This window comes from Salinicola sp. LHM, from assembly GCF_034479735.1.
Classification (GTDB): domain Bacteria; phylum Pseudomonadota; class Gammaproteobacteria; order Pseudomonadales; family Halomonadaceae; genus Salinicola; species Salinicola salarius.
Genome location: NZ_CP140261.1, coordinates 662425 through 683090, shown reverse-complemented (window position 1 = coordinate 683090; position 20666 = coordinate 662425). Strand labels below are relative to the sequence as shown.

At 64.5% G+C, this 20666-nt stretch carries 21 protein-coding genes and 3 tRNA genes; 4 read left to right on the top strand and 20 right to left on the bottom strand.

The window, feature by feature from the left end; translation table 11 throughout:
• Position 1 precedes the first annotated feature (1 nt).
• The 7 genes from astA to R5R73_RS03275 form a co-directional block, all read right to left on the bottom strand.
• Positions 2-1021, bottom strand: a complete 1020-nt coding sequence (gene astA / locus R5R73_RS03305) for an arginine N-succinyltransferase (RefSeq protein WP_322528773.1) — start codon at positions 1019-1021, stop codon at positions 2-4.
• Entirely contained in the window at positions 1021-2145 is a 1125-nt protein-coding gene (locus R5R73_RS03300; RefSeq protein ID WP_322528772.1) for an arginine N-succinyltransferase, read from the bottom strand. Before R5R73_RS03300 ends, astA begins: the two co-directional genes overlap by 1 nt.
• Positions 2142-3356: an aspartate aminotransferase family protein gene (locus R5R73_RS03295; RefSeq protein WP_322528771.1), complete on the bottom strand. Its 1215-nt coding sequence runs from the start codon at positions 3354-3356 to the stop codon at positions 2142-2144. Before R5R73_RS03295 ends, R5R73_RS03300 begins: the two co-directional genes overlap by 4 nt.
• A 384-nt stretch (positions 3357-3740) precedes the next feature.
• Positions 3741-5003 carry a beta-ketoacyl-ACP synthase II gene (gene fabF / locus R5R73_RS03290; protein ID WP_322528770.1) on the bottom strand — a complete coding sequence of 421 codons (1263 nt, stop codon included), beginning with the start codon at positions 5001-5003 and terminating at the stop codon, positions 3741-3743.
• 12 nt (positions 5004-5015) lie between these two features.
• Positions 5016-5594 (bottom strand): winged helix-turn-helix transcriptional regulator, encoded by a 579-nt coding sequence (locus R5R73_RS03285; protein ID WP_110632320.1) that lies wholly within the window; start codon positions 5592-5594, stop codon positions 5016-5018.
• Positions 5595-5665: 71 nt separating this feature from the next.
• Positions 5666-6160 (bottom strand): GNAT family N-acetyltransferase, encoded by a 495-nt coding sequence (locus R5R73_RS03280; RefSeq protein ID WP_276232744.1) that lies wholly within the window; start codon positions 6158-6160, stop codon positions 5666-5668.
• A gap of 44 nt (positions 6161-6204) precedes the next feature.
• Positions 6205-6762 (bottom strand): hypothetical protein, encoded by a 558-nt coding sequence (locus R5R73_RS03275; RefSeq protein WP_071232762.1) that lies wholly within the window; start codon positions 6760-6762, stop codon positions 6205-6207.
• A 112-nt stretch (positions 6763-6874) separates the two neighbouring features.
• Between R5R73_RS03275 and tsaA the strand changes: the two genes are divergently transcribed.
• Entirely contained in the window at positions 6875-7687 is an 813-nt protein-coding gene (gene tsaA / locus R5R73_RS03270; RefSeq protein ID WP_322528769.1) for a tRNA (N6-threonylcarbamoyladenosine(37)-N6)-methyltransferase TrmO, read from the top strand.
• 87 nt (positions 7688-7774) lie between these two features.
• The gene (locus tag R5R73_RS03265) at positions 7775-8341 is read left to right on the top strand and encodes a peptidylprolyl isomerase (protein ID WP_210766295.1); all 567 of its coding nucleotides are present in this window, start codon (positions 7775-7777) and stop codon (positions 8339-8341) included.
• Between the two features lie 204 nt (positions 8342-8545).
• Here the strand turns inward: R5R73_RS03265 and purC are convergent, their stop codons facing one another.
• The 4 genes from purC to dapA form a co-directional block, all read right to left on the bottom strand.
• Entirely contained in the window at positions 8546-9256 is a 711-nt protein-coding gene (gene purC, locus R5R73_RS03260; RefSeq protein ID WP_071232759.1) for a phosphoribosylaminoimidazolesuccinocarboxamide synthase, read from the bottom strand.
• 95 nt (positions 9257-9351) lie between these two features.
• A complete protein-coding gene (locus R5R73_RS03255; RefSeq protein ID WP_071232758.1) occupies positions 9352-10137 on the bottom strand; it encodes an MBL fold metallo-hydrolase in 786 nt (261 codons plus the stop codon).
• Positions 10137-11090: an outer membrane protein assembly factor BamC gene (bamC, locus tag R5R73_RS03250; RefSeq protein WP_276232746.1), complete on the bottom strand. Its 954-nt coding sequence runs from the start codon at positions 11088-11090 to the stop codon at positions 10137-10139. The genes R5R73_RS03255 and bamC overlap by 1 nt, the downstream gene beginning before the upstream one ends.
• Before the next feature lie 59 nt (positions 11091-11149).
• A complete protein-coding gene (gene dapA / locus R5R73_RS03245; protein WP_071232756.1) occupies positions 11150-12034 on the bottom strand; it encodes a 4-hydroxy-tetrahydrodipicolinate synthase in 885 nt (294 codons plus the stop codon).
• 375 nt (positions 12035-12409) lie between these two features.
• Between dapA and R5R73_RS03240 the strand changes: the two genes are divergently transcribed.
• Positions 12410-12880, top strand: a complete 471-nt coding sequence (locus R5R73_RS03240) for a peroxiredoxin (protein ID WP_322528768.1) — start codon at positions 12410-12412, stop codon at positions 12878-12880.
• A 19-nt stretch (positions 12881-12899) separates the two neighbouring features.
• On the opposite strand, the gene R5R73_RS03235 is transcribed toward R5R73_RS03240, so the two are convergent.
• Positions 12900-13985, bottom strand: a complete 1086-nt coding sequence (locus R5R73_RS03235) for an AI-2E family transporter (RefSeq protein ID WP_071232754.1) — start codon at positions 13983-13985, stop codon at positions 12900-12902.
• A complete protein-coding gene (locus R5R73_RS03230; RefSeq protein ID WP_071232753.1) occupies positions 13982-14233 on the bottom strand; it encodes a sulfurtransferase TusA family protein in 252 nt (83 codons plus the stop codon). Before R5R73_RS03230 ends, R5R73_RS03235 begins: the two co-directional genes overlap by 4 nt.
• Positions 14234-14483: 250 nt before the next feature.
• On the opposite strand from R5R73_RS03230, the gene R5R73_RS03225 reads away from it, so the two are divergent.
• Positions 14484-15947 carry a M48 family metalloprotease gene (locus tag R5R73_RS03225; RefSeq protein WP_322528767.1) on the top strand — a complete coding sequence of 488 codons (1464 nt, stop codon included), beginning with the start codon at positions 14484-14486 and terminating at the stop codon, positions 15945-15947.
• 86 nt (positions 15948-16033) lie between these two features.
• On the opposite strand, the gene R5R73_RS03220 is transcribed toward R5R73_RS03225, so the two are convergent.
• From R5R73_RS03220 to R5R73_RS03190, 7 genes are all read right to left on the bottom strand, one after another.
• Positions 16034-17263 carry a serine hydrolase gene (locus R5R73_RS03220; RefSeq protein WP_322528766.1) on the bottom strand — a complete coding sequence of 410 codons (1230 nt, stop codon included), beginning with the start codon at positions 17261-17263 and terminating at the stop codon, positions 16034-16036.
• A gap of 90 nt (positions 17264-17353) precedes the next feature.
• Positions 17354-17429: transfer RNA gene (locus tag R5R73_RS03215), tRNA-Lys, on the bottom strand.
• A gap of 60 nt (positions 17430-17489) precedes the next feature.
• Positions 17490-17565: transfer RNA gene (locus R5R73_RS03210), tRNA-Lys, on the bottom strand.
• Positions 17566-17621: 56 nt separating this feature from the next.
• A tRNA-Lys gene (locus R5R73_RS03205) sits at positions 17622-17697 on the bottom strand.
• Between the two features lie 88 nt (positions 17698-17785).
• The gene (gene rluB / locus R5R73_RS03200) at positions 17786-18652 is read right to left on the bottom strand and encodes a 23S rRNA pseudouridine(2605) synthase RluB (RefSeq protein ID WP_083387467.1); all 867 of its coding nucleotides are present in this window, start codon (positions 18650-18652) and stop codon (positions 17786-17788) included.
• A gap of 79 nt (positions 18653-18731) precedes the next feature.
• A complete protein-coding gene (gene scpB, locus R5R73_RS03195) occupies positions 18732-19637 on the bottom strand; it encodes an SMC-Scp complex subunit ScpB (RefSeq protein ID WP_322528765.1) in 906 nt (301 codons plus the stop codon).
• Entirely contained in the window at positions 19634-20566 is a 933-nt protein-coding gene (locus tag R5R73_RS03190; protein WP_416221214.1) for a segregation and condensation protein A, read from the bottom strand. The genes scpB and R5R73_RS03190 overlap by 4 nt, the downstream gene beginning before the upstream one ends.
• Positions 20567-20666 lie beyond the last annotated feature (100 nt).

Genomic DNA, 20666 nt, shown 5'->3' with positions numbered 1-20666 from the left:
CTCAGGTTTCCAGCACCCGCAACCGGTCACCGCTGGTCACGTCCAGGCGTTCGGCTTCGGCGGTGGTGAGCGTGATTACGTCATCCTCGCTGGGGCCGCGGCCGATCCAGCTGCAGCGGAAGTCGTTCATGCCGGTGGTCGCTGCCAGCCAGCCGGGGCGCTCGGATTGCGCCAACCGCTCTCCACTGACTTCCACCGTGACGCAGCGCGAATGCCGAATGGCGCGCACGTCATCGATATAGGCTTCCACCGTGGGGCCGCCGTCGAAGATGTCGATATAGCCTTCCCAGCGCAGCCCTTCCTTCTTGAGCATCTCCAGCGCGGGCCGGGTGTGCTCGTGGACCTGGCCGATGCAGTCCTGCGCCGCCTGCGGCAGAAACGGCACGTAGATCGGGTACTTTGGCATCAGCTCGCCGATGAAGCTCTTCTGCCCCAGCCCGGTGAGCTGGTCGGCCTGCTTGAATTCCATTGGAAAGAAGTGGCTGCCGAGGCTGTTCCAGAACGGGCTGACGCCGTCCAGGCTGAAGACGCCGCGCATTTCCGCCAGCACCTTGGCCGGGAAACACTCGCGGAACTCCGCCATGAACAGCCAGCGCGCCTTGGAGAGCAGCGTGCCGTTGCGGTCACGCCGGTAGGCCGGGCGCAGGAACAGCGAGGCGACTTCGGCGTCACCGGTGTGATCCGAACTCAGAAACAGCGTGTCGATGGTGCGATGCAGGTCGAGCTGGACCGAAGAGTGGGCCAGCTTGCCGACACGATAGTGGTAGAACGGTGTCTCCCGGCCGACTTCGGCCTCGATCGCGCAGCAGCCCGCCAGCTCGCCGGTCTGCTCGTCCTCGAGCACGAAGAAATAGAGCCGCTCCGGCTCGGGGACACGGCCTTCGAAAGCCGCTACCGCGTTGTCGATCTTGGCGGTCAGGAACTCGCGGCTGTTGGGCAGCGAGGTGAAACCGACGCCGGTTTCCTGGGCCAGGGCCTGCAGTTCGTCGATATCGTGGTGCCCAATGGGTCGCAGGCGCATTACAGTTCTCCCTCGTCCAGCGCGTCTTCGACATTGGGTAGCGCCAGCGGCGCGACCAGCACGGCACGCCCCTCCTCGACGCCCAGCAATGCCGCCTGCTCTTCCGACAGCAGCAGCTGGCCGGTCGGGGTGAGCGCGTAACGCGCGACGGTGCAGCGAAAATCCGCCAGCTGTTGATTGGCCACCATCGCCGGCTCGGCATCCGGCAGCGAGGCCGCCGGACGGATCCGCACCGGGTGCCAGCCGCAGTGGGTCAGCGTGTGCAGCCGCTGCCTTTCCACTCTGACCACCGGGCCGGCGTCGAAGATATCGACATGGCGCGAACGCACGAAGCCTTCGGCCAGCATCTCCTGTAGCGCCTGCTCGTGGGCCGGATGCTCACGCCCGATCGCCGCCCGGGCCTGCGGCGTCAGCAACGGCAGATAGAGCGGGAACTGCGGCATCACCTCGGCGATGAAGCTCTTCGAGCGCACACCCGCCAGCAGGTTGATCTCGTGGTAGCTCTGCTCGAAGAAGTGGCGGCCGACACTGTCCCAGAACGGCGAGCCGCCCGCTTCGTCGAGAAAGCCCGGGAAGGCGACGCCCAGCGTCTCCGCAAAGCGCTCGGGATACTGGGCGATGAACACCAGCCGGGCGCGGCGCAGCAACGTCGCCGCACTGGTGCCGCGGTAGCGCGAATCCAGCGACAGCGCGCACAGCAGCGAGACTTCCGACATCTCGTGGGAGAGCGACAGCGTCTGCACCTCATGGCGCAGGTTGAGCTGCTGCGAGGCGTGGATCAGGGTTTCCTGGCGGTAGGTGTAATAGGCATCCTGCGCGCCGGCCTGAGCCCGGATGCTCGCCGTGCCGATGATTTCCCCCAGGTTCCGATCCTCAAGCACGAAGGTGTAGAGCTCGTCGCCGGGGAAGTCGACATTGCGCGCAAGCGAACGGGAGGAGCGGGCGATCCGCTCCTCCAGCCGGTCGCGATGCGCGGGCAGGTTGGTCAGCTTGGGCGTGGAGCCGCCAGCCAGCCGCTCGATCGCGGCCAGATCGCCGGACTGCGCCGGACGAAACAGCAGGTGTCCGACGCTTCTCGTCGTCGAATCCGCTACGGCACCTGAGACGACATCGGCATGGTTCATGATTGACCGACGAGCTGCTCGATGGCCAGTTCCAGCCGCGCCATGCCTTCCTGGAGATCCGCCTCCGGGATCACCAGCGACGGCGCCATGCGCAGCACGTTGGGGCCGGCGACCAGAATCATCAGCCCCTGTTCGATGGCCAGCGGCAGGATGTCCCGCGCGCGGCCCTCGAAGTCGTCGCTCATCTCGGCGCCGATCAGCAGGCCCATGCCGCGGATCTCCTTGAACACGCCGTACTTGCTATTGATGACCTCGAGATGCTCGCGGAAGAGTTCGTGACGACGCTCGACGCCCGCCAGCACTTCCGGCGTATCGATGGTGGTCAGCGCGGCCAGACCCACGGCGCAGGCCAGCGCGTTACCGCCGTAGGTGGAACCGTGCGTTCCCACCGCCAGCGACGGCGCCACGCGATCGGTGGTCAGCATCGCGCCGATCGGGAAGCCGCCGCCCAGCGCCTTGGCGGAGGTCAGGATGTCCGGGGTCACGCCGTAATGCATGTAGGCGTAGAGCTTGCCGCTGCGACCGACCCCGGACTGCACTTCGTCGAGGACCAGCAGGGCCTGGTGCTGATCGCACAGCTCGCGCAGACCGCGCATGAACTCGGGCGTTGCCGGCGTCACGCCGCCTTCGCCCTGGATCGGCTCGACCACGATGGCGCAGGTATCGTCATCGATCAGCGCGCGAACGCTGTCGAGATTGTTGAACTCGGCGTGCACGATGCCGCCCGGGATGGGGCCGAACCCCTCGGAGTACTTGGGCTGACCGCCGACGCTGACGGTGAACAACGTACGGCCGTGGAACGCCTGCTTGAACGAGATGATCTTGTGCTTCTTCTCGCCGAAGTTGTCGAAAGCCCAGCGCCGCGCCAGCTTGAACGCTGCTTCGTTGGCCTCGCCGCCGGAAGAGCAGAAGTACGCCTTGTCGGCGAAGGTCCGCTCGACCATCTGCTTGGCCAGCGCCAGTGCCGGCTCGTTAGTATAGACGTTAGAGAGGTGCCACAGCTTGTTGGCCTGCTCCGTCAGCGCGCCGACCAGCGCCGGATGACAGTGCCCCAGCGCATTGACCGCGATACCGCCAGCGAAATCGATGTACTCCTTGCCCGCCTGATCCCACAGGCGGCTCCCCTCGCCGCGCACCGGAATCGCCTGCTGGGGCGAATAGTTGGGGGTCATGTAGCGGTCGAAATCGTCACGTGTCGGGCTCGCGGCCATGTCTTTCTCCCTGAGGGTTAGGGGTTATGTCAATCGAGTATAAGGAGGCGGCAGCCCCACGGCTTTCAGCGATGGGACGGCGAATTGCGAAAAGCGTCCTATGCCGAAGGTATCAGCACAGGTCCCCATCGCAAGGACTAGGTTCGAGCGGCTGCCAACGTCGAGTTTAGCCTTGCGACTTTCGTCGGCGCTACGTCTTGGCACGCATCGCGCAGTTGAGTTCGCCCGAACAAAAAGGCGCCAGCGACAATGTCGCTGGCGCCTTTTTTAGCTCGTGGCTCGTAGCTCGTGGCTCGTGGCTCGTGGCTCGTAGCTCGTAGCTCGTAGCTCGTGGCTCGTGGCTCGTGGCTCGTGGCTCGTGGCTCGTGGCTCGTGGCCGAAAGTTTACGCCTCGTAGCGCTTGAAGATCGCGCTGGCGTTGACGCCCCCGAAACCGAAGCCGTTGCAGATGGCATGTTCCATCGGCATCTGGCGCGATTCGCCGTGGACGATGTCCAGGCCCGCCGTCATCGGGTCGGGATCGGTATAATTGCGGGTCAGCGGTGCGGTCTGGTCACGCAGCGCCAGCAGCGTGAAGATCGCTTCGACGCCGCCCGCGGCACCCAGCAGATGGCCGGTGGTCGCCTTGGTCGCGCTGATGGCCGGCGAGCGATCGCCGAACAGGCGATGAATGGCGGCGAGCTCGCCTCGGTCGCCCACCGGGGTCGAGGTGGCATGAGCGTTGAGATGCTGGATCTCGGACGCCTCCAGCCCGGCCTGGCGCAGTGCGATCTGCATCGCGCGCGCCGCGCCGGAGCCGTCCTCGGGCCCTGCCGTCATGTGGTAGGCGTCGGAGGTCGTGCCGTAGCCGACCAGCTCGGCAATCGGCGTCGCACCCCGTGCCAGGGCGTGTTCGAGCGTCTCGATCACGATCAGGCCGGCACCTTCCCCCATCACGAACCCGTCGCGAGCCTGGTCGAACGGCCGCGACGCCTGCTCCGGCGTGTCGTTGAAATGGCTGGAGAGCGCCTTGGCGGCGGCGAAACCACCCAGGCTGACGCGATCGATACACGCCTCGCTGCCGCCGCAGAGCGCGACATCGGCTTCGCCGGCGTGAATCATGCGCGCGGCATCACCGATCGCCTGCAGGCCGGCGGCACAGGCTGTCACCGGTGCGCCGAGCGGGCCCTTGAAGCCATGACGGATCGAGACCTGGCCGCAGGCGAGGTTGGCCAGAAACGAAGGAATGGTGAACGGAGACAACCGCCGCGGCCCCCGGCTGTCTACCGTGCGCACCGCATCGGCAATGGCGGGAAAGCCGCCGATGCCCGAGCCGATCAGGGTCGCCGTGCGCTCCTTCTCGGCTTCCGTCTGCGGGAACCAGTTGGCCTGGGTCAGCGCTTCTTCCGCCGCCGCGACCGCCATCTGGATGAAGCGGTCCATCTTGCGCCGCTCTTTCGGATCCATGGTGGCATCCGGGTCGAAGCCGGCGCTGTCTTCCTCGATGGTCGGCACCGGCCCGCCGACGCCCACGGCCAGACCTTCGACGGTCTCCGCCGGCAGCCGGCGCAGGCCGGAGGCGCCCGACAGCAAACGCTGCCACACGGTTTCGATACCGCATCCCAACGGCGAGAGGATGCCCATACCTGTCACTACGATACGTCGCATGACGATGTCCTTTCAGTCATTGATCGAGTTACTCGCAGCATCGACAAGCTGGCCAGAGGCCTTCGCTGCCGCTGTCTGCGAGTGGGAAGAAGCACCACGGTCGAAGGCTTTCTGCATGCGCTCGATACGGGCATGAACCGCCGGGCTGGCGTCGGGGCCGGGGGCCAGACGCACATCGCCGGGCGACAATGGCCTGTCGTGGTGGCGGTCGTACAGGATCGGATCGACAGGGTCCAGGGTCTGTCGATCGACCAGATGGAAGCCGTCGGCTTCGATCGGCAGATGGTCTTCGCCCCAGCGGTAGAGCATCAGAATGACCGGTGCGAGGTCGTGGCCCTTTGCCGTCAGATGATACTCGTAACGCGGCGGATGCTGCTGATAGCAGCGCTTTTCGAACAGCGTGTTGGCGACCATGCGATCCAGACGCCGCGTCAGCATGCTGGAAGCGATGCCCAGGCCGCGCTGGAACTCGTCGAAGCGACGCGCGCCTTGCATGGCGTCGCGCAGGATCAGCAGCGTCCAGCTGTCGCCGACGCAGTCGAGTGCGCGGGCCACCGGGCAGAAAGAGGAAATATCGTGGGTCACTTTCATTATGGAAGCGACTCTACCGAATTTCTCGCCTCAAGGGAAATGGAGACGTCCGAAACCGGCAACGGTTGGGTTCACGTGCCGCCGGCATCCAGTGCCAATCGCATTCGCACTCGCGGCAGCCGCTCGCCCTGGCGTTCGCTCCACTCTTCGCCCTGGGCCACCCAACCGCGCCCGGCCAACGACGGCGCCAGCACCAGACTCGCTTCGATCATTGCCTCGCTGTGCCCCGCTTCTCTCAATGCCTCGATGGACAGCGACAGCAGACGCGATCCCACCCCCTGTCGTGCCACCGACGGCCAGACGTAGAGCGTTTCGATGCGCCCGGCCCGGAGATCGCGTTCGCAGAAGCCGATGCAATGCCCGTCGCACTCTGCCACCAGCGTGGAGTGGATCGCCTGCCGCGCCATCCACGCTTCCGCAGTGCGCGGCAGCGCCGATGCCCAGGCCTCGCGCTGGGCCAGGGTATAGTGATTGGCCGCGCCTTCCATGATCGCATGGTAAAAAACTTCGGCCTGATCCGAGGCATCCCGAGGCAATGCCTCACGGAAGCGGGTTCGTTCGAGCATATCGAGATCCTCCGAGCTGACCGACCATCAACGACACCGCCGGATCACGCCGCGTCGTTGACCAGAGACTCATAGCGCGGGAAGCGCAGCGCGATGTCGCTGGCGGTTTCCGCCAGCGAATCCGTATCCCCTTCGCTGAGCGTCACGGTGACGAAATCCGGCTGTGGCCCCATATCGAACCAGTGAGGCAGATTCGCGGGAATGGTGATGAGATTGCCGCGCTCGCAGCCAACGACATAGACACGATAAGCCAGATGCAGGTAGAAAATCGCCTGACCATGGAGAAACAGATGCCATTGCTGCCCCATGCCGCGCGATTCGCTGTAGAGCAGCTCCCGCCGCAACTGGCCATCGGGATAGACCGGGCTCATGCCGCGAAGTTCGATCCGCTGACACCCGCTGTGCAGACGCATCTCGTCGATGAGCGCGGCGTGCTCATCGAGCACCTCGTCGGCACTGGCGGTACTGCGAAGCGGCGGTAGCGAATGGGACTGGAAAAGAATCTGATGGGCGCCCAGTTCCAGCTTGATACGTTCGTCATCGCGCGTCGACAGCAACGGCTGGTCGCCATCGGCTTCGTGGTAAACATGCAAAAAACTCATCAAACACCTCTCCTTGGTATCATGCGAGCTTCCGGAATCCTGCCGCACCCGGGGCCGAGCGCTACTGCATTATGGCACCATTGCAAAAGTTCACCTCGAAAAGCGCGATTTCATGATTCCAGAGCCCTCATGCCATGCCCCAGTGTCCGACAGCGCTTTCACGCTGGAGACGATCGGTCATGTCGCCAGCGATTACCCCGACAAGTTCGGGATTCCGCGCCAGCCGGGGTTGGCGCCGTCGGCGCGGGCGATTCTCTATCTGGCGCCAGCGTTCGACGATCCGCTCGCCGTCGAAGGCCTGGAGGCGATGACCCATCTGTGGCTGACCTTCGTCTTCGATCGCAGCCCGGAGAACTGGACGCCCCGGGTGCGGCCGCCCCGCCTGGGAGGCAATCAGCGCATCGGCGTCTTCGCCAGCCGCAGCACCCACCGCCCCAACCGCCTTGGCCTGTCGCTGGTCGAGCTGGTCGATATCGAATGCACGCCGAAACCCGCGTTCGCCCAGACGCCGATTGCCGGGTCTCGGTTGGCCGAGTATCGAAGCCGGGTGAAACTGCACCTGCGGGGGCACGATCTCTGCGACGCCACGCCGATTCTCGACATCAAGCCTTATCTGCCCTGGGCCGAGTCCCGCCCCGATGCCGATGCCGGTTTCGCGCCTGCGCCGCCGCCCCGGCACCGCGTCACTTTCAGTGCCGCGGCGCAGGAAGCGCTGCAGCGCCATCCCGACGGTGAATCGCTGTCCCGACTGATCGAAGAGGTGCTGGCCCAGGACCCACGCCCCGCCTATCACGGCAGCGGCTCGAACCGGCAGGACGTCACCCGGCGCTACGGCGTCTTCCTGCGCGACGTCAACGTGCGCTTTCGAGTCATGGAAGGTGCCGTCGACACCGAAATTCGGGTGGAAGCAATCGAGCCGCGCTGATGAGCGGATCGAACGTGACCAGGGCTGGTCACTCGGCACCGATGCGGCTAGGCTGGCGAACTTCGATGAATGACTGGAGTGCCTTCGATGCAAAAGTCGCTGATTGCCCTTTGCCTGTCCGCCCTGACGGCATTCTCTCTTCCGGCGCTCGCCGATGCCGATCATCCGCATGTGCGCCTGCACACGAGCCAGGGCGACATCGAAGTCGAACTCGATGCCCAGGCGGCCCCCAAGACGGTGGATAACTTCCTGAGCTACGTCGATGAAGGCTTCTATGCCGGCACGGTCTTTCATCGCGTGATGCAGGACTTCATGATCCAGGGCGGCGGCATGACGGCGGATCTTGAGCCGAAGGAGACCCACGCACCGATCGCGCTGGAGAAAAGCGGTCTCGACAATACCCGCGGCACCATCGCCATGGCGCGAACCGCCAATCCGGATTCCGCGACCAGCCAGTTCTTCATCAATCTGGTCGACAATAGCGCGCTGAACTACCGCGATCTCTACAACCCCGGCTATACGGTGTTCGGCCACGTGGTTTCCGGCATGGACGTCGTCGACGAGATCGCCGGCGTTGCCACCGGCCGCCAGGGCCCTCACGCCAATGTGCCGAAGACGCCGATCACGATCGAGAGCGCGGAACGCATCGACTGAAGGCGCAGGCATACGCCGGAAACCTCATCGCCAGAAAGCGAGAAGCCCCGACGTTGTCATGTCGGGACCTCTCATGAAAATGTGCAAGGCGTACGGCGCGCAGGAACCGGAGCCTATGGGGTATGGGTGAGGATTCCGATTGGACCGGCGCACCGGGGCCGTACAACAAAGCAATTTGCCCGCGCAGGAATTGAGACAGCGTTGCTAGAAGGTCATGCCCAGACGCCGCCCCACCTCCTCATAGGCCTCGATCACGCCGCCCAGCCCTTGGCGGAAGCGATCCTTGTCCAGCTTCTCGCGGGTCTCGGCATCCCAGAGCCGGCAGCCGTCCGGCGAGAACTCGTCGCCCAGCACGATCTCGCCCTCGAAGACGCCGAACTCGAGCTTGTAGTCGACCAGCAGCATGCCACCATCGAGAAACAGCTGCTTGAGCACGTCGTTGACCTGGAAGGTCAGCGCTTTCATGGTCGCCAGCTGCTCGGGCGTCGCCCAGCCGAAGGTCTCGGCCAGCGACTCGTTGATCATCGGGTCGCCCTTCTCGTCGTTCTTCAGGAACAGCTCGAAGGTCGGCGGATTCAGGGCGATGCCTTCTTCGACGCCAAGGCGGCGCACCAGGCCACCGGCGGCCAGGTTGCGCACCACGCACTCCACCGGAATCATCTCCAGCTTCTTGACCACGCACTCGGTGTCCGAGAGCAACTGCTCGAAGTGCGTGGGAATGCCCGCCGCCTGGAGCTTCTCCATGATGAAGGCGTTGAACTTGTTGTTGACCATGCCCTTGCGCTCGAGGGCTTCCTTCTTCTTGCCGTCGAAGGCGCTGGTGTCATCGCGAAAGTGCAGGACAAGCCGCTGCGGGTCGTCGCTCAGGTAGACCGACTTGGCCTTGCCGGCATAGAGAAGATCGCGTTTTTGCATGGAGCTGTCTCCGCGTCGCGGCCCCTTGGGGCAGCAGGTTCATGAGGGTGATGAAGGTGAAACGTGGTGTGGCGACGAGACGGTTCCTGTCACCGTCAGGCCACCTGCTGCCAGTCGATACCGCTATCCTGGGCCGAGACCAGCAGACGCGACTCATCGCCGTCGAGCAGCGGCACCAGAGTTTCCAGTACCCGCTCGGGGTGATTATTTTGCGCCGACAGGTGCGAGCAGACAATCCGCTGTAGCCGATCGAGCCCCAGCCGGCGCAGCAGTTCCGCCGCCTGGCCGTTGGCGAGATGGCCCCAGCGACCGGCGACACGGCGCTTCAGGTGCGGCGGATAGGGGCCTTCGGCCAGCATGCGCGGATCGTGATTGCACTCGAGGAACAGCGCATCGCAGCCGCCGAAGACATCGGCCACGTGAGACGTCGGGTGGCCGAGATCGGTCAATACCCCGAGGCGGCGGCCGTGGGCACGAAAGCAGAACTGGATCGGTTCACGGGCATCATGGGGAACGGTGACCGGATCGATCTCCAGCCCGCCGATGGCGAAGCGTGCCTGCGGCACCAGCAGTTCGTGCCTGGGCACCTCGCCCAACCTGCCGGAGAACCAGCTGCCGGCGCTCAGATAGACCGGCAACTGGTGGCGGCGCGCCAGGGCGCCCACCCCGGTGATGTGATCGCTGTGTTCGTGGGTGACCAGCACCGCCGACAGCTGGCGCGGATGGACACCCAACCGCGCGAGGCGTTTCTCCGCCTCGCGCACGCCGAAACCGCAATCCACCAGCACCAGGGTCTCGCCATCGCTGACCAGCGTCGCGTTGCCCTTGCTGCCGCTGCCCAGCGAGGCGAAGTGAAGGCCCGGTGTGGAAGGCGACGCCATCAGCGCAGCGTGGACGCAATCGCGTCCAGCAGCTCCCGTGCCGCGGCCGGTGCCACCGGTTGACCATCGGCATCGTCGACCGTCACCACGGTGCTGTTGGCGTTCGAGTCGAGCTGCAAGCGGTAATGGTTGGGCTGCGGGTCGCTGCCGAACCAGTCGAACCAGCCACCGTCGTCGGCTTCCAGCGGCAGATAGTCGACGAAGAACTGGCCAGCGCTGCGGTTCTGATCCGTCACCGTCAGGCGATCGTCATCGAATCCGTTCTGCAACTGATAGTAGAGCTCGGACCAGGCACGCTCGCTGTCCAGTGCCAGGTCGAGCTTCCAGCCGCCGTCGCGGTTGCGCAGCTTCACGCGCTCGCTCTGGTCGAGCGGCTGTGCGGCCAGCGACACGCCGCTGTCGGCGGTATGGTTGCTGTCCAGATACGCCTTGACCGAGGTCAGACACTGGGCGCTGCTGCCGATATCGCAGCGGACTTCGCTGGTACCGCTGCGCAGCCCCTGACGCAGGCTCATGCTTCCCTGAGCGGTATCGATGCGGCCGCTGGCGGCATTGATGGCGGTCGGATTGACGCCATGATCGACGGCAAAGCCCTGCAGGCGCGGCCATACACTGGCCGGCGCGGCATCGACCAGCAGCCAACGCTCGCTGCCCGCCTGACGCATTTCGACATAAGGCTGCTCGTCGCTCTGCCCGGAGGCCAGCGGCTGCGGACGCGGCGCGTCGTCCATGGCCTCCGTCGACGAGAAATCGCTGTCGGCCTGGGGAACCGGCATCGAATCCTGATAACGAACCTGATTGCGCGAAGCCGGCAGATCCAGCGGTTGGGTCATCTTGGCGTTCTGGTACTCGTCGTTGCGGTCATAGTAATAACCGTCTTGGAACAGACCGCAGCCGGACAGGACCAGCGACGAGCACAACACCAGAGGCATCCATTTGAGGACGGGCTTCATGCATCCACCTTTGTTTGAAGCAATGGGCTGGTTAGCGATTCGATCCACGCCGGGTGGTATCACTTGCTGTCGATGCCGGCGAGCTGCAACGCTTCGCCGACGCTGCCGTGGTAGCGCTCGGACAGCCAGGTCAGCGGCAGCCGGATCCCGGTGTCGGCATAACCCATGCGGTTGAGCGCCCACTTGACAGGAATCGGGTTGGATTCGATCCCCAGCGCCGTATGCAAAGGCGCCAGACGCGCGTTGATCTGGTGCGCCTTTTCGCGCTGGCCGCTGGTCGCCGCGACACACAGGTCATGCATCGACTTCGGTGCCACGTTGGCGGTGACGGAGATATCGCCGTGGCCGCCCATCAGCATGAAGTCGCAAGCGGTGGGGTCGTCACCGGAGTAGAGCGCGAAATCGCTGCCCTTGAGCCGATCGATCAACTCCTCGGCACGTTCCAGATTGCCGGTGGCATCTTTCAAGCCGACGATCCGCTCGAGCTCCGCCAGGCGGAAAACCGTCTCGTTGTAGATGTCGGAGCAGGTGCGACCAGGCACGTTGTAGAGAATGATCGGCAGTTCGCTGGCTTCGGCGACCGCCTTGAAATGCTGATACAAGCCTTCCTGGGTCGGCTTGTTGTAGTAAGGCGCCACCGACAGACAGCAGTCGGCGCCCACTTCGCTGGCGTAGCGCGCCAGCTCGACCGCTTCGGCCGTGTTGTTGGCGCCCGTGCCCGCGATGACCGGGATCCGACCGTTGACCTCTTCGACCACTGTGCGGATGACATCGAAGTGCTCGGCGAACGACATCGTGGTCGGTTCGCCCGTGGTACCGGCGGCGACGATCGCGTCAGTGCCGTGATCGAGATGGAAATTCACCAGGCGACGCAGCGCCTCCCAGTCGATCTCGCCACCGGCTTTCATCGGCGTCGCCATGGCAACGATACTGCCTGTGATCATCTTGCAGCTCTCTCCCTGTGGCCGGGATGGACGCCGGCCGCGTTAACTCACCGCAAGTCGATTATCCGGCAAGCGAACAACCGGACCTGACGGATCCCGGAACCCCGGACGCATGCCGATGCGGGCATGGCGCCTACCAGGCACGATTTGCAAACCTCAGATGGTACTCAGGCAGCCTCGGCGTGTACAGCCGGCAAGCCGGCTCCCCGCCGAGATCGGCGCCTCGACACCCGACGTCGCCGCTGGCTGAAGACCGCTGCCCGCCTCGATGATCGTCACGCCCGAGCATTGACCGCCAGAATCGGCTATCGTTCGTTCGCAACGGAATCCTCAGGGATTTTGGCGAACCCTTCCCCTTTCATTTCGGAGCGGCTCATGACCCTCAGCGTTGGACAACCCGTCGAAGATTTCTCCGCCGAGGCCACCGGCGACACGACCTTTCGTCTCGGCGACTACCGTGGCAAGCAGGTGGTGATCTATTTCTATCCCAAGGACAGCACCCCGGGCTGCACCACCGAAGGCGGCGATTTCCGTGATCGGATCAGCGAGTTCGAGGCCGCCAACACGGTCGTCTTCGGCGTCTCGCGGGATGGCCTCAAGTCCCACGAGAACTTCAAGGCCAAGCAAGGCTTCCCATTCGAGCTGATCTCCGATCGCGACGAAGCGATTTGCCGGCAGTTCGACGTGATCAAGCTGAAGAAGATGTACGGCAAGGAGCATCTGGGTGTCGAGCGCAGCACGTTTCTGATCGACGCCGACGGCAACCTGGCCCGCGAGTGGCGCGGCGTCAAGGTGCCGGGGCACGTGGAAGAAGTGCTCGAAGCGGCGCGCGAACTCAACGCCTGACGGTCGGCGCGGACGCGCTTCAGGGCGCCTTCTCTATCTCGGCCTGGTCCGACTCGCCTCGCGGCCAGGCCTGCACCAGCGCCTTGATCAGGGTTGCCAGCGGAATCGCGAAGAACACGCCCCAGAAGCCCCACAACCCGCCGAAAAACAGCACTGCCAGAATGATCGAGACAGGGTGCAGGTTGACCGCTTCCGAAAACAGGACCGGCACCAGTACATTGCCATCGAGCGCCTGCAGAATGGCGTACGCCGCCAGCACATACAGGAACTGCTCGCTGGCGCCGAAATGAAAACCCGCCACCGCCGCGACCGGCAGCGTGGCAACCGCGGCGCCGATATAGGGCACCAGCACCGACAGCCCCACTATCAGCCCCAGCAAGGCGGCGTAGGGCAGCCCGAAGGCCCAGAACACGATGAAGGCCACGCTGCCGACGATGATGATCTCGATGGTCTTGCCGCGCACGTAGTTGGCGATCTGGTCATCCATTTCCTGCCAGATACGGGTCATCAGCGTGCGCTTGCCCGGCAGCATCGACAGCATGAAGGCGACCAGCCGTTCGCGATCCTTGAGCATGAAGAAGACCAGGATCGGCACCAGGACCAGGTAGATGATCACCGCCATCAGATTACCCAGCGACGCCAGCGAGAAGGTCAGCGCCCGCTGGCCGAGCTGCGACGCCTGGTGTCCGGCCGTGGCGATCCAGCCCTGGATCTGATCCGGCGTGACGATGGTCGGATATTTCGTCTGCATCTCGCCCAGCCAGCGTTGGCTGCTGGCAAACATGCTGGGGGCTTCCTGGACCAGCTCGACCAGCTGATTCCAGACCAGCGGCATGATGACCAGTGCCAGTGCCAGCAGCGCCCCCACGAACAGCAGAAAGACCAGCCCCACCGCCAGCAGACGCGGCAGCCCTCGACGCTCCAGCCAGGCCACCACGCCCTGCAACAGGAAGGCGACGACCAGCGCGGTGAAAAACGGTGCCAGCGCACCGCCGAGCCAGATCACGATGGCAAAGCCGCCGATCAGCAGTGCCAGCAGGACGATCGCTTCTTCATCGGAGAGATAACGCTCGAACCAGTGACGCAGAATGCCCTTCAAACTCATGCCGGTGCGTCTCCATCCGCCTTGCGCAGCCAGTAGCGATAGATTCCGTCCGCTTGCTCGCGCTCGACCAGCGTGTGTCGGCTGTGCTCGACGAAACTCTCGAAATCACGCCAGGAGCCCGCATCGGTCGCGATCACTTCGAGCAGTTGCCCGGCCTGCATGCCGGCGAGAGCCTGCTTGGCCTTGAGCAATGGAAGCGGGCAGCTCAGACCGGAGGCATCCAGTCGGCAATCGGGCGCTTGAGACATGACAGATCCCGGGTTGGTGAACGGTAAATTGAAAGATGAATCGAAAGTTCGTTAGCCTGCCACAGGGCCGGTGGCATCGCTCCCCGAGTTTGGAAAGCGCCTGGGCACGTCTGCGACAAACTGTAGTCGAAGGCATGATAACCCAGACCGTTACCCCCTACCGCGGCTTTCGCCTGCAGCGTATCTTTGGCTGCGCCGGGTCTTTTGCCTGTACCGTAGCTTTGCCTGAATGGGGATCGAGACCGTCAGCATGACAAACCACCGACCGACATCATTCAAACGGCAGCTGTTGGCCGTCTCGCTGCTATCCGCAACGCTGGCCGGCGCCGCCCCGCTAGCCCAGGCCCAGCAAGGCTATCAGCTTCCGGATCTCGGCAGTACCAGCGCCGCCGTCACTACCAGTGACGAATACCGCCTGGGTCGCGCCTGGCTGCGCCAGTTCCGTGCCCAGACCGATCCCTGGCAGGATCCGATCACCCAGACCTACGTCCGCTCGATGCTGGCCAAGCTGGTGCCGTACAGCGGCGTCGACGAACGGCTCGTGGTCACGCTGGTCGACAGCCGTCTGCTGAATGCGTTTGCCGTTCCCGGCGGCGTGGTCGGGGTCAACGCCGGCCTGTTCACCACGGCGCCCGATGAAGACGAGTTCGCCTCGGTTCTGGCCCACGAACTGGGCCACCTGTCCCAGCGCCACTATGCCCGGCGCATGGAGCGGGTCGAGGAGACGCAGTTGCCGACCATGGCGGCGATGCTGGCGGGCATGGTGCTGGCGGCCGGGGGTGGCGGCAGCGCCGGCATCGCCGCCATGATGGGGACGCAGGCCGCCTTCATCCAGGACCAGCTCGCCTACTCCCGGCGCTTCGAGCAGGAAGCCGATCGCGTCGGTCTCAACGCCATGGCCAAGGCCGGGTACGATCCGCAGGCCATGCCGGACATGTTCCGCACGCTGCAGAAGCTCGCCGCGCTACAAGGCGGCAACCCGCCGGAGTTTCTGCTGACGCACCCGGTCACCGAATCGCGCATCAGCGACACCCAGGCGCGCGCCGACCAGTTGTCCTCGCCTCCCCATCATGACGACCCCACGTACGCCATGGTTCGCGGCCGGGCACTGCTGATGATCAATCGGGACAACCCGACCCAGGCGATGACGGCGCTCGAGCAGGACAACCCGCCGCCGGCGGCGGTGAGCTACCTTCGGGCGCTGGTCGACGCCCAGCAGACGCACACCGACGCCGCGCTGAAAACACTGGACGAGCTGGCCCGGCAATACCCCGATCTTTCGATGATTCCCGCCACGGCGGCGCAGATCGCCTACGATGCCGGCCGCCGCCAGGAAGCCTTGACGCGGGCGCAACACATCCTGCGGCTCTCCCCCTCCTACTTTCCGGCGCAATGGGTACAGGCGGAAACGCTGTTGCAGACATCTCCCGCCCAGGCGTTCGACGTGCTGCGCGACATGAGCGAACAGTATCCGGAGGACCCTAACGTGTTCGGGCTACTGGCCGAAGCCGCCGGCCGCACCGGCCGTGATGCCTGGGGCCAGCTGGCACGCGCGGAGCAGCTACAGCTCGAAGGACGCATCGACACCGCCATCCGCCAGATAGACTCCGCCGAGAAAGTGGCCAGGCAGAGCGGCGACTACGCCATGGCCAGCCGCATCGAGCAGCGGCGCAAGGATTTCCTCGGCTACCGGGATACGATGCAAAACTTCTGACCTGCCCCGCCATCGGACCCCGGCGATGGCTTCCGGGCATCTCGCGCCGAGCTCGCGCCGAGAAAGAAACGGCCGGAGAGCAGGATTCAGCGATGCCGGTCGAGGTGCGCGACGATCGCGTCGAAGAATGCCATGGGATCGATCGCCAACTTGCCCAACGGCTTGGGGGCGGCGGCGTTCTGCGCGATCACGATCTCACGGGCCGGATTGACGTAAATGGCCTGCCCGTGGATACCCTTCGCCGCATAGGCCTGATCCTGGCGTGAAGGGTCCGTCCAGGCAGTCCACCACATGTAGCCATATTCCAGTGGTTCAGTGCCCGGTGATTCGCCGCCAGCGAGCATGGTCGGCCGCGTGGCCTCGGCAACCCAGCCTTCGGGCAACAGCGGTTCGCCATCGATCTTCCCGCCTTCGAGCATGAACTGGCCGAAACGCGCGTAATCTCTCAACGTGGCGCTGATTCCGCTGCCGCCGATCTCGATGCCGTCCGGCGACTCCAGCCACCAGGTAGCATCGTGCTCCATGCCGAAGGGCTGCCACAGCTTGTCCGACAGATAGTCGGCCAACGACCGGCCGATAGCACGGTGAACGAGCTCGGCGAGAATCTGCGTCTCGCCGGTGCTGTAGTTGTGGACCGTTCCCGGCATCGCGGCGCGAGGCAGCGACGCCATCACCCTCATCGCCCCGCCCGGCTGCTGGGCGACTTGCGCCTCGAGCAGCCGACGGCGATCGGAGGCCGGGTCGGTGTAGGTTTCGTTCCAGGCCACGCCGGAGGCCATCATCAGCAGCTCGCGCAGACTCACGCCATCGTAGGCACTTCCCGCCAGCGCCGGCACGTAGTCGACCACCCGAGCCGCCAGCCCCTCCCGGATCGACCCGTCCTGAATCGCCATGCCGGCCAGCGTCGAGCAGATGGACTTGGCTACCGACATCGACATCCAGCGCGTGTCACGATCGTTGCCGCGCTGATAGGTCTCGTGGACGATGCGGCCCCGGTGGAGGACCACCAGCCCGGTGACCTGATTCAAGGCGAGATAGTCATAGAGGTCGTAGGACTCCCCGTTCATCATGGCCAGCACCCCGTCGAGACTTTCCAGCGCCTGCGTCAGCGGGCGTGGCCGCTCGCCGGCCGTGACGATCCTCGAAGGAAACAGCCGGTCGATGTTGCGAAAGGTGCTGACCGCCAGGTCCGGAACCAACCGCCCGCTGTAGATCTGCTCGACACTGCCGATCGGCTCGTCGGCATGGCGATAGACGGCACCCGATCGGGACGAGTGTCGAGCGTCAGCGAGCGGCGCGGAGGCACGGGAAGACATGGGCTCTCTCCTGGAACGGGCATTAACCAGTACCACAGACACGACCAGGCGCGCATCAACTCAGCGTGAAGCGAAGGAATAAAAGCAGAATGGTGGGTCGTGTAGGATTCGAACCTACGACCAATTGGTTAAAAGCCAACTGCTCTACCAACTGAGCTAACGACCCGGAACGGATGATCGGCGAGGGAATGCCGAATCGATGCCGTGAAGGCGAGGAAGAGATCGATGGTGGGTCGTGTAGGATTCGAACCTACGACCAATTGGTTAAAAGCCAACTGCTCTACCAACTGAGCTAACGACCCATGCTTTTCTGATCAATGGCGCTCGTTTGCGCCAAAAACATCGACCCGTCGGAAAGTGGTGGGTCGTGTAGGATTCGAACCTACGACCAATTGGTTAAAAGCCAACTGCTCTACCAACTGAGCTAACGACCCCTTCCGACTGGGCGCACATGTTACTCATAAGCCTCGGAGCAGGCAAGCGTTTTTTCCCCGCTCCGAGGCAATCGACGCGCCGCCGGGATCAGGCGTCTTCGCGGCGCGGCCGACGCGGTTTCTTCATCGCGGTCACCGGGCGACGCTTGTTCTTGTCGCGGCTCCAGCGATTCTTCTCGTCCGGCGTCATCTCCGGCACCTTGCGCGGCTCGAGACCTGCCAGGGTCGAAAGCTCGTCGATCTCGTCCTGGGTCATCTCCGTCCACTCGCCGGCCTTGGCCCGCTTGTCGAGGAAGATGTTGCCGTAGCGCACGCGCTTCAGGCGGCTGACGGTCAGCCCCTGGGACTCCCACAGCCGGCGTACCTCGCGGTTGCGGCCTTCCAGGATCACCACGTGGAACCAGGTGTTGATGCCCTCGCCACCGAACTCCTGCACGTCGGTGAAACGGGCCGGGCCGTCCTCGAGCATTACGCCTTCGACCATGTTGACCACGTGCTCGCGCTTCACGTCACCCATCACGCGCACCGCGTATTCCCGTTCGATCTGGTGTGAAGGATGCATCAGCCGGTTGGCCAGCTCGCCGTCGGTAGTGAACAGCAACAGCCCGCTGGTATTGATGTCGAGACGCCCGATCGCGATCCAGCGCTCGCCCTTCAGTCGCGGCAGGCGTTCGAAGACGGTCCGCCGGCCTTCGGGATCCTTGCGGGTGCACAGCTCGCCTTCCGGCTTGTTGTACATGATCACCCGTCGCGGCACTTCCTCGACCGCTCGCAGGTTGATCGCCCGGTCATCGAGCGCCACACGGTCGCGTGCCCCGACCCGGTCGCCCAGCTTGGCGACCTGACCGTTGACCTTGATCCGGCCGGCGCTGATCGCCGTTTCCATCTCCCGTCGCGAGCCGTAACCGGCGCGCGCCAGCACTTTCTGCAGCTTTTCGGTGTTGGTATCCGTCATGTCTTTCATTGCCTCGTCGGCTGGAGAATTCGCCAGTGACCGTCGCGCCCACAGGCAAACCGATCGGAATTGGCGATTCTCAGGTGTCCGTGTCCGAATTCTCGTCCGCCGGGCCGGCGTTGTTCGCCGCCTCGGCCTGGCGTTTTCGGGCACGCTCGGCCAGTCGCGCTTCGAGCTCGGCAAAACTCAGCGACTCGCCGGGGGACGCCATCTCGGCGTGTTCGTCGTTGTCGGGCTCATCATTGTCACATTCACCCGACGCTGCCGATAAATCGGGTTCTTGCGTTTCCACCGCCGCTTTCGAGCCGCCTTCTTCAGGTGACGGCGTCTCGCCGCCGTCCTCATCAGCCGTTTCGACAGGGGGCACATCTTCGAACGGCTCGTGCATGCCGGTTTCGAACGTTTCGAACTGCTTGAGTTCATGCATCGGCGGCAACGAATCCAGGGTCTTCAGCCCCAGATCGTCGAGAAACGTCCGCGTGGTCGCGTAGACCGCCGGCCGTCCGGGCACGTCTCGATGTCCGACGACGCGAATCCAGCCGCGCTCCACCAGGGTGCGCATGATCGAACTGCTCACCGCCACGCCGCGCACCTCTTCGATATCGCCGCGGGTCACCGGCTGGCGGTAGGCGATCAGCGCCAGCGTCTCGAGCAGAGCCCGCGAGTAGCGCTGTGGCTTCTCGTCCCATAGTCGTGATACCCAGGGCGAATAGCGCTGCCGAATGCGCACCTGGTACCCCGACGCCGACTCGATCAGCTCCAGTGCGCCGCCACTTGCCAGCCGCTCGCCGAGCTTGTTGAGCGATTCGCGGATCGCCGCCCGCGACGGCGGCTGCCTCGAGTCGAACAGCCCTGCGTTAGCCTGGTCTGCCTCGAACACCGTCTCGAGCCGCTCCAGCGAGACCGGCTCGCCGGCGGCCAGCAGTATCGCTTCGAGAATTTCGTCCAGCGCTGGGGTCACGTAGGGGTCGGTCAGGCGGTTCATGCCTTCGCCTCGTCGTCGCTGCCGGTCTCGAAGACGCTCTCTGCCTCGCCGGGAGCGCCTTCGTTCTCGCCGGGGACGCCCACCTCCAGCGCCAGCCGGGCCCGCAGATGAATCGGCGAGAGCGGCGCATTCTGCACGATTTCGATCATCGACTCACGCGCTAATTCGAGAATCGCCATGAAGGTGACGATGACCCCGGCGCGCCCCTCGGAAAGCTCGAACAGCGATTCGAACGGCGTATAGCGATCCGCCTCGAGTCTGGCCATGATCGCGAGCATTCGCTCCCGCGTCGACAGCACTTCGCGGCTGATCCGGTGGGACTGGCGCAGGTCGGCGCGCTTGAGCATGCTGCCCAGCGCCCCGAGCAGATCGCTCAGCGAGACATCCGGATGCACGACGCGGGGCTCGAGCTCCGGCAATGCCGCCTGGGCCGGATGCCAGTCGCGCCCCATCCGCGGCAGTTCGTCCAGCGTCTCGGCGGAAAGCTTGAGCTGCTCGTACTCCTGCAGGCGACGAATCAGTTCGGCCTGCGGATCATCCTCTTCATCCTCGTCGTCTCCCCTGGGCGGTCTCGGCAGCAGCGTGCGCGACTTGATCTCGGCGAGCATCGCGGCCATCACCAGATATTCGCCGGCAAGATCGATTTCCATCGCCTGCATCAGATCGACGTACTCGACGTACTGGTGGGTAATGGCGGCAACGTCGATGGCCAGAATGTCGAGATTCTGCCGGCGGATCAGGTAGAGCAGCAGATCGAGCGGGCCTTCGAAGGTCTCGAGGAAGACTTTCAGCGCTTCCGGCGGGATGTAGAGATCCTGCGGCAGCTCGGTCAGGCCTTCGCCATTGACCCGCGCCACGAATTCGAGCGGCAGCTGCGCGGAGGGCGACGCCTCGGCGGCATCGGGTCGTTCGGATTCGATAACGCTCACGCCGCCTCCCTCCTTGTTGCGCCATGAATTGTCGCGCAATGAAAAGCCGCTGAATGAAAAGCCACGAAATGAAAAGCCGGTGCTGGGCGGAAAGGCATCC